The sequence below is a fragment of the Telmatobacter bradus genome, from assembly GCF_048629425.1.
Lineage (GTDB): Bacteria > Acidobacteriota > Terriglobia > Terriglobales > Acidobacteriaceae > Telmatobacter > Telmatobacter bradus.
Window position 1 is genome coordinate 2,845,679 of record NZ_CP184532.1, and the last position, 13,464, is coordinate 2,859,142.

The window sequence follows — 13,464 nt, forward strand, 5'->3', positions numbered from 1 at the left end:
CTAGTACCTCTGCGAGTAAACCAACGCCGAATAAATCGTAACGCCAACGAGCGACTGAATGGAGGACTCCAGGGTACGATTCCAGAGATTGCGCGCCGTCGAATCCGGCACGAAGAGAATATCGCGGTCGCGGATGGGCAGATCCGGCTCCTGCCCGCGCAACATGCGATGCAGATTCAGCGTGGTCATGGTGCGTCCGCCCTTCTGCTCGCGGATCAGCAAAGCGTGTTGCGCCGACGCGTTCTGTGCCGGGCCCCAGGCCAGCGACAGAGCCTGCACCACCGTCAGTCCCTGGGCAGGATCCACCGGAAAACCGCCTGGGCGAATCACTGCACCAATCACATAGACCAGCCCGGCACGACTCACCTGCACCGTATCGCCCGGCTTCAGTTCGGGATTGTGCTCGGCAATGGCGTCGTTGCCGCCCGGGTCCAGCACCACCGGATGCGGCGTCTTCGAATCCTCACGGTGGTAGATGTTCACCAGCCGCCCGGCCGTCGGAGCCAGTCCTGAAGCCGCCGAAAGCAGATCGAGCAGCCGATGATGGACGGTGTAGGGATAGACGCCGGGACGCGTCACCTCGCCCAGCACGCTCACATCCTGTCCGGAATATTGCGTAACCACCACCGAAACCAGCGGATGCAGCAGCATGCCTTTGGCCACCAGAGCCGCCCCAATGGCGTGCGCCGCCTGCAACTCGCTCAGCCCCCCGACTTTTACCTGGTCGATCATGGGCAGCGTGACGGTTCCCGTGGCTGAAACCCGCACTGCAGTGTGGAACTCCGGAGTATGAAATTCGCTCACGTCCAGCAGGTCGTCGGGGCTGATTAACGCCGCCATGGGCACAGCCTGTGCAGTCGTAGCAGGCGTAGCTCCCGGTTGCACCGCCATGGACGCCGCCCCATTCCAGATCGTCGGCGATTCCTGGGGATTGGGCAGAACCTGCGTCTGCTGGCTGGAAGTTATGCGCGCCACACCGGCAGGCAAGCCAGAAGTGCTTGGTGTAGGTGCCTGCCCCCGGGCAGTTGCAGCCAATCCCAGAGCCAGCAGCAGCAACGCCGCCTTGTGCGCACCACGGTCCAGATTTTCTGCTAGTAAAACCGTGACCACTGCAACCCACAGACCAACAAAGCCGACAATCGCCAGATAGAGCGGAGGATTTGGAGCAACCGGACGCGATGGGGTCAGCGCAGGATCGACAATGGAAAGATTCCCACTCTGCAGACCGGCCGTAATCCCGCTCTCCTGCATCTTGGCAAGCACCTGACTGTACAGTAGCTGGCTCGTATTGGCCTCCTGCCGCATGCGGGCATACTCGGTTTCCGCCTCGTTCTGCTTCAACCCTTCAGCAGTCAACTCTTCCAGATTGTTGCGCACCATTTGCTCCCGACTGCGGGCGGTCCCGAGCGCACTGCGAAAGTTGGCCAGCAGATGCGCGTCCTCGGCCTTCTTCTGCGCTTCCAGATCCTGCAACTGGCGGCCAATCTCCACCACGCGGGGAAAGTTCGGCCCATGCTCGGCGCTCAATTGCGCCCGCTCCAGATCCAGATCGCTGCGCCGCGCCCGCAACTGCTGCAGCAAGGCCACGGGAAATTCATTGCCCGCAGCCTGCAGGTGCGGATCAGAGGCCACCACCAGCTCTGGATCGCCCTGCTCGGCGGCATGCAATTCGGCCTCGGAAAGAATGCGGTCGCTGGTGGCCTCCCCCAGTTGTTTGCCCTGGTCGTCAATCCGCTGCAGGATGGAGTCGTGTGCCACCTCCTGCGCCACACCATTGGGCCCCGGTTGCGGCTGGCTCAAAACCCCATGCGTGGTGCGGAAAGCATCCAGCCGCTTCTGGTCCTCGTCCATCTGCTGGCGCAGCTGCTTCAGTTGGCTGCTCAGCCAGTCGGAGTTCTGTAGGGCTATCTGGCGGCGCTGCTCACTCTGCTCCTGCTGGTAGGCGCGAATCAGGGCGTTGACCACCTCCGCCGAAAGCGCTGCATCCCGTGAGCGGAAGCGGATTTCAAGAATCAGCGTGCGCGGCAATGCCTGTACATGCAGCCGACCATGAAAGCGCCCCAGCAACCACTGCTCGGCCGCAACATTGGGATGATCGGCGTTGAATCCGGCAAAGCGCTGCTCAAAGCGCCCCTTGAAGCCCGCTGCCTGATAGAGCTTGAGCCCGGTGATCACACGCCACGCCAGCTGATCGCTGCGGAAGACGTTAGCCTGCGTCTCCAAGGCCATGGGAGCAGAGAGAATCGAGGCGGAAAAGACTGCCTGGTTGGTCTCCAGACTCAGCGTGGGAGCCGACTCCGAACGCATCTCAACCCAGGCGCTGGCCTCGTACTGGTTGGGCGCAACGATGCAATAAAGCAGGCAAAGCAGCAGCAGGCCAGCCTCAATCAACCCAATCATCCGGCGGCGGCGCTTGAGCACCTGCCAAAGAGCACCAAACGATGTGTACGAACCGGCAGAACGGGACAGCAGAGGACGCTCAGACAAGTTTCCCGCATCGGATTGGACCTGAGCCTCGTCCGTCACGGAGCGCTCACCTCGCACATTTGTCCGATGTTGCGGCACGGGAACCACAGGAAGAACGCGCCACCCAACACCGGGAAGAGAATCCCCGCCAGTGTGCGTCATCGAGCTTGATTCGTCAACAAGATTCCGAGCGCAGAAGGTAGATCTAAATTATTGAAAGCAAGCGCTTTCTTGCATTTATAACCGAGCAGCGCTGCAATCGGCTGCCCGGTCTAGTTGGTCTTTTACTGCGCCAGGCTTCTGTACCAGTCCACCGTGCGGCGCAGGCCCTCGCGGAAGTCGACCGCCGGTTCATAGCCTATCAACTCGCGGGCCAGGCTAATGTCGGCGAGCGAATCGCGAATGTCTCCACTGCGCGGCGCGGCATAGGCAGGCTCACCCTTGTAGCCGGTCAAATCGCAGAGCACCTTGAAGACATCGTTCAGCGTAATGCGTGCGCTGGTGGCCAGATTCATCATCTGCCCCGCCACTTTTTCCGCCGGAGCCGCAGCCGCCAGCAGATTGCCCCGCACCACATTCTGAATGAACGTGAAGTCACGGCTCTGCTCGCCATCTCCATAGATGGTGGGCTGCTCGCCGGCCAGCATCTTGCGGCAGAAAATGGCCAGCACACCGGAATAATGCGAAGTCGGATCCTGATAGGGCCCGAAGACGTTGAAGTAGCGCAGAACCACCGTCTCCAGCCCATAGACGCGATAAAACGCCCGCATGTACTGCTCGCCGGCCAGCTTGGCCACGGCATACGGACTGATGGGCGCGGGCAGCATCTGTTCCTGCTTGGGCAGGGTAGGCGACTCGCCATAAGCCGACGACGAGCCGGCATAAATCACGCGGCGCACACCGGCCGCCCGCGCCGCCACCAGCACATTCAGCGTCGCATCCACGCAGTTGATGTTGGTGGCTACCGGATCGGCCACCGAGCGCGGCACCGAGGCCAGCGCCGCTTCATGAAAGACGATCTCCATCCCCTCACAGACCCGCGCACAAACCGCCGGATTGGCCAGATCGCCCTCAATGAACTCCATGGCTTCGAGCCCGATCAGGTTCTCGCGCTTGCCGGTGATAAAACTGTCCACGCCGCGCACGCTCTCACCACGTTCCAGCAGCGCCGCCGCAATCGAGCGCCCGATAAAACCCGCCGCGCCGGTCACAAGATACTTGGCCAAAATCTTTCTCCCTGGTGACTGCCCGTGTAGAACGCAAGGCTGTCCCCCCACCGATTGTATCGCTCAGTGCCTCTGTGCTCTGAAGCACCGCCTCAGGTTCGTCACTCCCTCTCCCGGGGCTCAGGCTCTACAATTTCTGCATGGCTCAAACAGATGCTGCTCGTCTTACAGGACTGAAACAGAAGATGGAATCCCGCCAGGCCCGCATCGGCATAGTCGGGATGGGATACGTAGGTCTGCCACTGGCGTTGCTCTTCAGCGATGCAGGCTTCAAGGTGACCGGTTTCGACATTGCCGAGGACAAGGTAAGGACGCTCAACGAGGGCGGCTCCTACATTGTGCGCATTCTGCCCGAAGACATTCGCAAGGCACAGGCCGCAGGCTTCCGCGCCACCACCGAATACGCTGAAATCGAAGCGATGGACGCCGTCCTCATCTGCGTGCCCACCCCACTCAACGAGCACCACGAACCCGACATGAGCTATGTGACCGGCACGGTAGCCGCCATTGCTCCTCATGTGCACGCCGATCAGCTGATTGTGCTCGAAAGCACCACCTATCCCGGCACCACCGAAGAGTTGGTTGTGCCCATGCTGGAAAAGGGCAATCCGCGCGGCCTGAAAGTGGCGCGCACGCTCGAAGACGTTGGCCTGCACGTTGTTTTTTCTCCCGAGCGCGAAGATCCCGGCAACGAGACCGTCGCCCGGCAGGACGTGCCCAAGGTGGTGGGCGGCTGCGGCCCGGCAGGCGCGCAGTTAGCCGCACTCATGTATGGCGCAATCTTCCAGAAGGTGGTTCCGGTCAGCACGCCTTCCGTGGCCGAAATGACCAAGCTGCTCGAAAACATCTATCGCTGCGTGAACATCGCCTTGGTCAACGAGCTTAAGCAACTCTGCATGCGCATGGGCATTGACATTCACGAGGTGATCGACGCAGCCAAGACCAAGCCCTTCGGCTTTCATGCCTTCTATCCAGGCCCGGGACTCGGCGGCCACTGCATTCCCATCGACCCGTTTTATCTATCGTGGAAGGCCCGCGAGTTCGACTTCCGCACCCGCTTCATTGAGTTGGCCGGAGCGGTCAACACCGACATGCCTTACTTCGTGCTCGACCAGATTGCCGACGCACTGAATAACCGCAGCAAACCCCTGAAGGGCTCCAAGGTGCTGGTGCTCGGCCTCGCCTACAAACGCGACATCGATGACCTGCGCGAGTCGCCCTCGCTCACCATCCTCGAACTGCTGCGCTCGAAGGGAGCCAAGGTTGAATACCACGATCCCTACTTCCCCAAGGTCGGCCACGGTCGTCACTACGACCTGAACATGACCTGCGCCAACCTGGACGATGTGGCCAGCTACGACGCGGTAGTCATCGTCACCGACCACACCAGCTACAACTACCCCGAGCTGGTTGAAAAATCCCAACTGCTCATCGATACCCGCAACGCCACCAAGGGCATTGTGAGCGACAAGATCGTCCGCTGCTAAAGCAAAGAAGAAATAAAACAGGGGCTCTCGGCATTCGATCCAGCAGATGCCGAAGCCCCCGATTACGCATGGACTACCACGAAACAAACCACGGTGAAACACAAAGGAGAAACAGATGAGTGCAATTTACGTTGTTGCCACCAACAAAGCCAAAGAGGGTTCTGCCGACAAGCTGAGTGAGGTTCTCAAAGCCATGATTGAGCCCACGCGCAAAGAGAATGGTTGCATTCAGTACTCTCTTTTTGCGGACAAAGATGGAAAGACCTTTGTGTTTTTTGAGCAGTGGGCCAGCCACGAAGCGCTCGAAGCGCACACCAAGACCGCCCACTTCGCCAAGCTGAGTAATGATGCTCCAGCGCTGCTGGAAGCTCCCTCGGATCTCAAGATCCTCAACTTGATCGTCTAGAACGGCGTCTTCGCGCGGCAAGAATTTCCCAAAAATCTATAAAGCTCGCACCGCCCAATAACCAACGGCAGACAGAGCAACGCCCTGTCTGCCGTTCCTCTTCCCAGCCCAAGAACAGTTTTTCTCTGTTCTCTGAAAAAGAACTACCACCACTCCATCAGGCGGCCACTCGAAATCTTGGCGCTAGAGACTGGCTTTTCCGTACGCAGCAAAAGTACCGGAACCGGAACCAGCTTGACCAGCTTTTCGGCAATGGAGCCAAAAACCAGCGGATGCCAGCCCGTGGTGCCATGGGTGCTGACCACCACCTGATCCACCTTCTGGCTCTCCACCTCGTCCAGAATTGCGCCGGCTACGTCCACATCCTTTTTCACTACCGACGTCACCTTGATTCCCTTGGCCGAGAGCGCGGCAACCGAGGTGGCAAAGTTGGCTTCGGCCACTTTAATGGCCTCTTCACTCTCGCACTCACCAACGACGTGGACGAGAATCAGCTCAGCGTGAAAGTGCTGGGCCAGCACCGTCGCCTGCTCAAGCGCGGCGTGGGACGACGGGCTAAAGTCGATGGGCAGAAGGATCTTGGCGGGAATAATGCTGAACGCATTTACTTCGGACATTCTGATCTCCTGGCCGGCCACGACGTGGTCAGCAGCATGAATTTTAATCGGCCAACATCATAGGGAGAAAAAAATACATCCGTACGTGACCTGCAGCACATCCAATGGCCAGATGAGACAAAAACCCTTCCCCCTCAATGAAAACCGCAGCGATTACTCTCGTCTTTTCCGCTCAGAATCGCTGTCGCCCACACTCATCTTCCTCTTCTCCCTTGCGGTTCTGCTCTCACCTCGGGCTCAGGCACAGGGAAATTACGAGATTCAGGTCTACGGCTCTGAAACCGTCGCTCCGCGCTCGACGATGGTCGAACTGCATTCGAATTTTACAGCCAAGGGCGACCCAAAACCTGCCGACGGAACAACCCCCACCGAGCATGCCGAGCACGAAACCATCGAAATCACTCAGGGTGTAAAGGATTGGGCCGAGCTGGGCTTTTACATCTTTACCAGTGAGCAAAGTGGAATGGGAGTGCAATGGGTGGGCGACCACATCCGCCCGCGTGTGCGCGTGCCTGAGGCATGGCACTGGCCGGTGGGTGTGAGCCTTTCCACGGAAGTTGGCTACCAGCGCGCAAAATTCGACGCTGACACGTGGACCTGGGAGCTGCGCCCCATCGTCGATCAGACGCACGGTCGCTGGTACTGGGCCGTGAACCCGGCGCTGGAACGCACCTGGCACGGGCCGGACGTGAAGGAAGGCATGGACTTTTCCCCTGCCGTCAAAATCAGCTACGACTTTACGAAAAAGGTGACTGGCGGCGTGGAATACTATGCCGACTACGGTAACCTCCGCTCGATCCTGCCCCTGCACCAGCAACAGCAGCAGATTTTCCCCGCCATCGACTTGAACCTGAACCCCAAGTGGGAGCTGAACTTTGGCGTGGGTGTGGGCCCCACCGCCGCCACCGATCACTGGATCGTGAAGGCCATCGTCGGCAGAAGGTTCGACTGGAAAAAGAAGGACAGCTGAGAGCTATCAGCCTTCAGCTCTCCGTTCGTAGTTAAAAACTGACCACTAACAGCTAACCGTGAAAAGCTGTTTCGTGCTGATCGTTTCCTTACGCACGGTCAGCTTTTCGATCAGGTCCGTACGCACCGCATAGCCTCGACCAGCGGTGGTCGGCACCACGATCTCTCCCTTGGCCGTGACGGTAATCTCCGGCTCAACAATATCTTCAGCCCAGTAGCGCTGCGAGGCCGACACATCGCCCGGCAGCGAGAAGTTATCCAGCGTGGAAAGGGCAATGTTATGTGCGCGGCCAATGCCCGACTCCAGCATACCGCCGCACCAGACCGGAATACCGCGCTGCTCGGTGGCGTTGTGCACCGCAATCGCCTCGCTGAAACCGCCCACGCGGCCCAGCTTGATGTTGATGATCCGGCAAGACTCCATCTCAATGGCCGCCAGCGCATCGCGCCGGTTGCGGATCGATTCATCCAGACAGATGGCCGTTTCCAGCCGCTTCTGCAACATCGAGTGGTAGTAGAAGTCGTCATGCCAGAGCGGCTGCTCGATCATCAAGAGATTGAACTGATCGAACTCGGCAATGTGGTCGGCATCCTTCAGCCGATAGGCCGAGTTGGCATCGCAACTGAGCAGAATCTCCGGCCAACGATTGCGCACCGCCTCAAAAACCTTCACATCCCAGCCATGCTTGCACTTCAGCTTGATGCGCTGATAGCCCGCCGCCAGCTCCCGCTCAATCACATCCAGAAGCTCCGGAATCGACTTCTGAATGCCGATGGAAACACCACAGGGAATCACATCGCGCACGCCGCCCAGCAGCTGCCACAACGGCACCCCCTTGCGTTGCGCTTCCACGTCCCAAATGGCATTTTCAAGCGCGGCCTTGGCCATGCGGTGGCCGCGAATCGAGTAGAAAAGCCGGGCACAGCTACCACCATGCTTGGGTTCGGATTGGGCCAGCAGCGGCGCAAGCTCGTTCAGCATCACCTGCCAGGCCGTATCGGTCGACTCCGACGAAAAGGTAGGATGCTCGCCGGCGGTACACTCGCCCCAGCCAATCAACCCCTCGGAGCGAACCTCGGCGAGCAGGATGCGCCGGTTGCGGGTGACGCCAAAGCTGGTTTCAAAAGGCCGGACCAGCGGCATATGCACTTCGCGCAGGATGATCTCGTCGATCTTCATTCTTCTCCTCGTTTCAGTTCAGCTGTTTTTGGGGAACAAACTCAACAATTCTGCAGAAGGTTGACCTAAAAGATAGCTTCCATTCCCTGCCGCCTCGCGCTCAAAGCCGAGCACCGCAAGTCCACGCCCGAAGGCCTGCTCAAAACGCATGCGGTTTTCCGTCTGCACGGCCAGAGCCTTGCTGCGCTCCGCCTCCGCCGCCTTCCATACGTAGATTGCGGCGGGAACCGTGATGCGTTCAACTACACCAAACGCAGGCAGCGGTTGACCGACCAGCGCAGCTTCCACACGCTCAGAATCCATGGCCCACTCAGCCACCAGGCGGTCAGTAGGCAGCCCAGCCTGCAGGTGCGACGTGGAGGATCCGTAGAAGTTCGGCTTGTAGCGGCGCACAATCGCACCCAGCTTGCAGATATTTAGATAAGCGTTCTTGATTTCCAACGGATCGAAGGTCCACTCCATATGGCGAATGCCGCGCCCCAGGGCTTCCACACGCTGTGCCTGCTTGAGCCGCGCACCCAGCCCCTGATTGCGATACTCGGGCCGCACGGCCAGCATGTGCGAGTGCAAATAAGCCATGGGAGCCGCGCCCGGCACAGACTTCACGCCCGCCAGCGCAAAGGCAAAGCCCACCAGACGATGCGCATCGCCCCCTTCAGCGCTAGCGGCAATCTCACGATCGAATGCGCCCAGCACCTGCCCGCCCGACTTCTGAACCACCAGAAAAGCCTTGCGCGGAACCACGTCACTGGCGTCGTAGCCCCAGGTCGCTATCTGCAGTTGCACGCAGGCCTCCAGTTCAGCAAAGCCCTCGCAACTGCGAATCTCGATCATTGTGCCGCCTCCGCCGCCAGCTTCTTTTTGGCTGCGGCCCACAGGGCTTCCAGTTCGTCTGGTTTTAGCTCTTCGAGCGGTCTTTCGCTGGCCTGCTCCATCTGCCGGAAGCGCTCGCGGAAGCGCTGATTGCAGCCCCGCAAAGCCATCTCGGCATCCACATGCAGATGGCGGCCCAGATTCACGACAGTAAAAAGAAGATCGCCCAATTCGGCCTCCACGGCAGGCTGCCGGGCCGGATCGTTGCTGGCCGCCTCAGCTTCCAGTTCCGCCGTCTCTTCGGCCACCTTGGGCAGCAGATCGCGCCAGTTGGGCCAGTCAAAGCCCACCTTGGCAGCCTTTGAGCCAAGTTTAGCCGCCTCCGCCAGCGCCGGCATCGCCCGCTGCACACCATCGAGCAGCGAACTCTCCGCAGGCTTGGAGGCTTTTTCGGCTTTTTTGATCTCTTCCCAGTTGCGCAGAACGGCAGCGGAGGAACCGTTCACATCGGCTTCAACTTCGGCACGATTACCCGCAGCCTTCGAAGCCTCTTCGCCAAACACATGCGGATGGCGGCGCACCAGCTTGCGGTTCAGCTCATCAAGCACGTCGGCAATGGTGAAATGGCCCTCGCTTGCAGCGATTTCTGCATAGAAGAGCACCTGCAGCAGCAGGTCGCCAAGTTCCTCGGCCATGTGCGGAAAGTCGCGCCGCTCAATGGTGTCAAAGACCTCGTAGACCTCTTCGAGGGTGTATTTGCGGATGCTGTCGAGGGTCTGTTCGCGATCCCACGGACAGCCATTGGGTGCGCGTAGCCGGGCCATGATAGCCGCAGACTGGGCAAACAACTGACCGGCTTCGCCCGCATTGGTGACACGCGGCGCGTGCGGCTCATGAGCTGCTTTGGAGCTTTTCAACGGAAGATCCATGCAGCACCAGTGTACGACACAGGAAGACCGCGCCTCTTAAAATGCGGTCCCAGCCCGCCGCAAGCGCTCCTTCGCCCCTCAACGTCTATACTCAACAGCGCACATGCTTCGATTTCTAGGAACCACATTCGCGGGATTGCTGGGGCTGGCCTTTGGCAGCTTCCTGAACGTTTGCCTGAGCCGCTGGCCGCTGGGCGAGAGCGTGGTCGCACCCCGCTCCCACTGCTGCGTCTGCAATCGCACCCTCACGTGGTGGGAAAACATTCCGCTGCTGAGCTGGCTGGCCCTCGGCGGCCGCTGCCGCACCTGTAAAACATGGATCAGCGTACGCTACCCGCTGGTGGAAGCGGCGGTGGGCGGACTGTGGGCAATTTTTGCCTGGAAGTTGCTCAACCTCTCCCTGGAAGAGATTGTGAGCGACAATGGCCTCAGCAACGCCCTGCTGCTTTTGCTGGGCAAGATGATTTTTCTATGGCTCCTGGTAGCTCTTGCTCTTCTGGATGCAGAGCATCTCTGGCTGCCGGACAAGCTTACCTACACAGGAACATTGCTTGGCGTTGCGTTTCACCTTGGCCTGATCTTCCAAAATACCAGCAACGGAGCCACCTTCCTGCCCCATCGCTTCGATGCAATGGAAGACTTCTGCCGCTATTTTCTGGGCATTCTTGCCGCTGCCGGACTCATCCTGCTAATCCGCTGGCTCTATCGGCTGGCGCGCAAACGCGAAGGTCTGGGCCTGGGCGACGCCAAGCTTATGGCCCTGCTGGCCGCATGGCTCGGCCTGCCCGGCGCACTACTGGCCTTCTTTGTGGGAGTTTTTCTGGGCTCCATCGCCGCTGTCGTCCTGCTGCTCAAGCCCAAGAATGAAGCTACCGAACGCTGGAGCCAGATAAAGCTACCGCTGGGAACATTCCTCTCGATTGGCGGCATCGTCAGCGCCCTCTGGGGCCAGACGATTCTGGCCGCCTATCTGCGCTGGGCAGGATTTTAAGAGCGGCTGTCAGCCGTCAGCTATCAGCTCATCGTGCGAACCGAATCTGCATGAATTTTTCCTACCGCCACAAAAAAACCGCGCCGTAGGCGCAAGGCAGGTTAACCCCACCGCAGGTGGTCCCGTACGGACGGCGCAAAATCCGAGCCAAAGTCACGCAAAGCAGTTAGCCCCACCGCAGGTGGCCGCTGTGCCCCACCATCTGCTGGTAGGCTGCCTCGATATTCCGCGTAAAACGCGCGGTATCGAAGAGTGGCGCAGTGCGCAGATTGGCTGCCAGCTTCTGCTTCACTGCCTCGATCCGGCCCGGAACGGTCGCCAATTCCACCGCCAGATCCTCGTAGGCTGTGAGCGAAGGCGCAATCAGCTCCGGCAAACCTACCGCATGGAGCAGGCTGGCGCACATTCTGGAGGCAAAAACCTCGCCCGGGCTGGTGAGCACCGGCAAACCCGCCCACAACGCCGGACTGGCCGTCGCACCCGCGTTAAAGGGCAGCGTATCCAGGAACAGATCCGCCAGCTGCTGGCGCTTCAGGTGCTCTTCATAGCCAAGCATACCGGCAAAGATCAGCCGGCTGGCGGCCACGCCCCTCGCCTCAGCTTCACGGCACAGGTTCTGGCGCGTGTGCGGATCGTCGGCAAACAGCCACAGCACGCTTGATGGAACACGGCTGAGAATCCGCATCCACACGCTGAAAATTTCCGGCGTAATCTTCGACGTGTTGTTGAAATTACAAAAGACAAAACTCGCGGCGAGCAATCCCTGCTCTTCCCGCGTAAAACTACGCTCCGCCGGACGGCTCTGCGCATCATTGGCTTGAAAGCAGTCGGGCAAGCTCACGATCTTTTCCGTGTAGTGCTGGCGCTGCTCGGCGGGAATCAGCACGTCGTCCGCAATCAGGTAGTCAATGTAGCCTGCTCCCATCGTGGCCGGGTAGCCCAGATAGTTCACCTGCACAGGCGCAACGCGGGCGGCAAAGATTCCCGTACGGTTATGCAGCGTAAAGCCGCACAGGTCCACCGCAACGTCCAGTTCAAGCGCCCGCGCTTGGGCAATAACCTCGCTCTCCGGCAGGCTCTCCACGTCGATGAAGTGATCGAAGGCCGCTCGCACCCGCTCCCGCAGCGGGCTGGCTGCATGCTTGCCCCAGCCAAAGCCAAAGACCTCGAAGTGCTCCCGATCATGGCGTTCGAAGAGTTCCACCATCAGGCGGCTGACCGGATGCTCACCAAAATCAGGCGAAAAATAGCCCACCCGGATTTTTCCATTTGCTCTGTTCGCTGAGGCTTCGCGAGGCAGAGCGTCGCGAGCGGGAAACTTCTGCGCAATGCACAGCTCGGCGGCCCGCTTCTGTAAAGCCGGATCGCCGCTGATGGCCAGCAGATGCAGCGGCGTAGCCGCCATTCTTCCCTGTTCGATCAGCTGCCGGATCGCTTGCCGCCGTGGCTCAAGCCCCGGCCAAACGGCCAGATGCTGCCGCGTCCACGCGTCCAGACCAGGCAAAAAATCCAGATCCGGCTGCAGGGCGAGCGCCGCGCCTGCATCTTCCAACGCACCGCGAAAGTCCTTGCCCATCAGCCGCACCAAGGCCCGGCCCAGCCGCGCGTGCACCAGCTTGGGATTGAGCGCCAACGCCCGATCAAAGCCCGTGAGCGCTTCCGGCAGGCGGTCCGCCTCCAGCAGCTTGCTGGCGCGATTGCAGTGCGGCGCATCCCAGGAGGGCGCAAGCTCAATCGCCCGGTCAAAGTCGCGCAGAGCCTGCTCAAACCGCTGCATACGGGCCAGTGAATTGCCGCGATTATTCAAGGCCTGCGCCGAGTCGGGCCGCATGCGAATCGCCTCATCGTAGCTGGCCACTGAGGCTTCAAGCTGATGCAATTCGAACTGCGACGCGCCCAGGTTGATCCAAGCTTCGGCAAACTCCGGCTTAATGGCTACGGCCTGCTCAAAGAGGCCAATCGCCTCCTCCCGGCGGCCCAGCGCCACCAGCGCATTGCCCCGATTATTCAGGGCCTCGGCAAAGCGCGGCTGGCTGGCCAAAGCCTGATCGAAGAACTCCAGAGCCTTGTCAAAGCGGCCAATCTGGTAGCACATTACACCCAACAGATGGAGCGCATCCGCATTGCCGGGCTGGAGCCTGAGCACCCGCCAATAGATGGCCTCAGCCGGGGCCAGTTGGCCGCTGTTGTGCAGTTGCACGGCCTCGGCCAGCAGCGCGGGAATGCTCGGCTCTTCGCGGTTGGTCATTTTTCTATTTTCGCGTGCTCCCGCGCTCTGGGAGCCGAGAGCAGCCCGCCTGTACTCGTTTGGTTACGGCTGGCAAAATTCGTTTCGGGAAAGTGCCACAGATCGCTCAGGGCTGAAGAAGTATTCCGCAAA

General features: G+C 60.0%; 11 protein-coding genes. 4 read left to right on the forward strand and 7 right to left on the reverse strand.

Translation table 11 applies throughout. The features are described 5' to 3' along the window. The gene (locus tag ACOBR2_RS11840; protein WP_420236320.1) at positions 1-2,487 is read right to left on the reverse strand and encodes an SLBB domain-containing protein; all 2,487 of its coding nucleotides are present in this window, start codon (positions 2,485-2,487) and stop codon (positions 1-3) included. Positions 2,488-2,750: 263 nt separating this feature from the next. Next, complete coding sequence (locus ACOBR2_RS11845; RefSeq protein WP_420236321.1) at positions 2,751-3,692, reverse strand: SDR family oxidoreductase; 942 nt, start codon at positions 3,690-3,692, stop codon at positions 2,751-2,753. A gap of 140 nt (positions 3,693-3,832) precedes the next feature. Here ACOBR2_RS11845 and ACOBR2_RS11850 point away from each other — a divergent pair, with 140 nt between their 5' ends. Continuing rightward, positions 3,833-5,179, forward strand: a complete 1,347-nt coding sequence (locus ACOBR2_RS11850) for a nucleotide sugar dehydrogenase (protein WP_420236322.1) — start codon at positions 3,833-3,835, stop codon at positions 5,177-5,179. Positions 5,180-5,294: 115 nt separating this feature from the next. After that, a complete protein-coding gene (locus tag ACOBR2_RS11855) occupies positions 5,295-5,585 on the forward strand; it encodes a putative quinol monooxygenase (RefSeq protein ID WP_420236323.1) in 291 nt (96 codons plus the stop codon). Positions 5,586-5,728: 143 nt separating this feature from the next. Here the strand turns inward: ACOBR2_RS11855 and ACOBR2_RS11860 are convergent, their stop codons facing one another. Continuing rightward, complete coding sequence (locus tag ACOBR2_RS11860; RefSeq protein WP_420236324.1) at positions 5,729-6,202, reverse strand: universal stress protein; 474 nt, start codon at positions 6,200-6,202, stop codon at positions 5,729-5,731. A 112-nt stretch (positions 6,203-6,314) separates the two neighbouring features. Between ACOBR2_RS11860 and ACOBR2_RS11865 the strand changes: the two genes are divergently transcribed. Next, positions 6,315-7,172, forward strand: coding sequence for a hypothetical protein (locus tag ACOBR2_RS11865; protein WP_420236325.1), 858 nt, complete (start codon positions 6,315-6,317; stop codon positions 7,170-7,172). A 45-nt stretch (positions 7,173-7,217) separates the two neighbouring features. On the opposite strand, the gene menC is transcribed toward ACOBR2_RS11865, so the two are convergent. The 3 genes from menC to mazG are packed head-to-tail and all read right to left on the reverse strand — an operon-like array spanning position 7,218 to position 10,093. Then, complete coding sequence (menC, locus tag ACOBR2_RS11870) at positions 7,218-8,351, reverse strand: o-succinylbenzoate synthase (protein WP_420236326.1); 1,134 nt, start codon at positions 8,349-8,351, stop codon at positions 7,218-7,220. A gap of 18 nt (positions 8,352-8,369) precedes the next feature. Further along, positions 8,370-9,185: a GNAT family N-acetyltransferase gene (locus ACOBR2_RS11875; protein ID WP_420236327.1), complete on the reverse strand. Its 816-nt coding sequence runs from the start codon at positions 9,183-9,185 to the stop codon at positions 8,370-8,372. Then, positions 9,182-10,093, reverse strand: coding sequence for a nucleoside triphosphate pyrophosphohydrolase (mazG, locus tag ACOBR2_RS11880; protein ID WP_420236328.1), 912 nt, complete (start codon positions 10,091-10,093; stop codon positions 9,182-9,184). Before mazG ends, ACOBR2_RS11875 begins: the two co-directional genes overlap by 4 nt. 103 nt (positions 10,094-10,196) lie before the next feature. Here mazG and ACOBR2_RS11885 point away from each other — a divergent pair, with 103 nt between their 5' ends. Then, entirely contained in the window at positions 10,197-11,084 is an 888-nt protein-coding gene (locus ACOBR2_RS11885; protein ID WP_420236329.1) for a prepilin peptidase, read from the forward strand. A gap of 166 nt (positions 11,085-11,250) precedes the next feature. Here ACOBR2_RS11885 and ACOBR2_RS11890 read toward each other — a convergent pair whose 3' ends face one another. After that, positions 11,251-13,332, reverse strand: coding sequence for a tetratricopeptide repeat protein (locus ACOBR2_RS11890; RefSeq protein WP_420236330.1), 2,082 nt, complete (start codon positions 13,330-13,332; stop codon positions 11,251-11,253). Positions 13,333-13,464 lie beyond the last annotated feature (132 nt).

Excerpts from the sequence above, each read along its gene's own strand:
- menC (WP_420236326.1), bottom strand. The coding sequence starts at position 8,351 with ATGAAGATCGACGAGATCATCCTGCGCGAAGTGCATATGCCGCTGGTC.
- mazG (WP_420236328.1), bottom strand. The coding sequence starts at position 10,093 with ATGGATCTTCCGTTGAAAAGCTCCAAAGCAGCTCATGAGCCGCACGCG.
- ACOBR2_RS11865 (WP_420236325.1), top strand. The coding sequence starts at position 6,315 with ATGAGACAAAAACCCTTCCCCCTCAATGAAAACCGCAGCGATTACTCT.
- ACOBR2_RS11850 (WP_420236322.1), top strand. The coding sequence starts at position 3,833 with ATGGCTCAAACAGATGCTGCTCGTCTTACAGGACTGAAACAGAAGATG.
- ACOBR2_RS11890 (WP_420236330.1), bottom strand. The coding sequence starts at position 13,332 with ATGACCAACCGCGAAGAGCCGAGCATTCCCGCGCTGCTGGCCGAGGCC.
- ACOBR2_RS11875 (WP_420236327.1), bottom strand. The coding sequence starts at position 9,185 with ATGATCGAGATTCGCAGTTGCGAGGGCTTTGCTGAACTGGAGGCCTGC.
- ACOBR2_RS11855 (WP_420236323.1), top strand. The coding sequence starts at position 5,295 with ATGAGTGCAATTTACGTTGTTGCCACCAACAAAGCCAAAGAGGGTTCT.
- ACOBR2_RS11885 (WP_420236329.1), top strand. The coding sequence starts at position 10,197 with ATGCTTCGATTTCTAGGAACCACATTCGCGGGATTGCTGGGGCTGGCC.
- ACOBR2_RS11860 (WP_420236324.1), bottom strand. The coding sequence starts at position 6,202 with ATGTCCGAAGTAAATGCGTTCAGCATTATTCCCGCCAAGATCCTTCTG.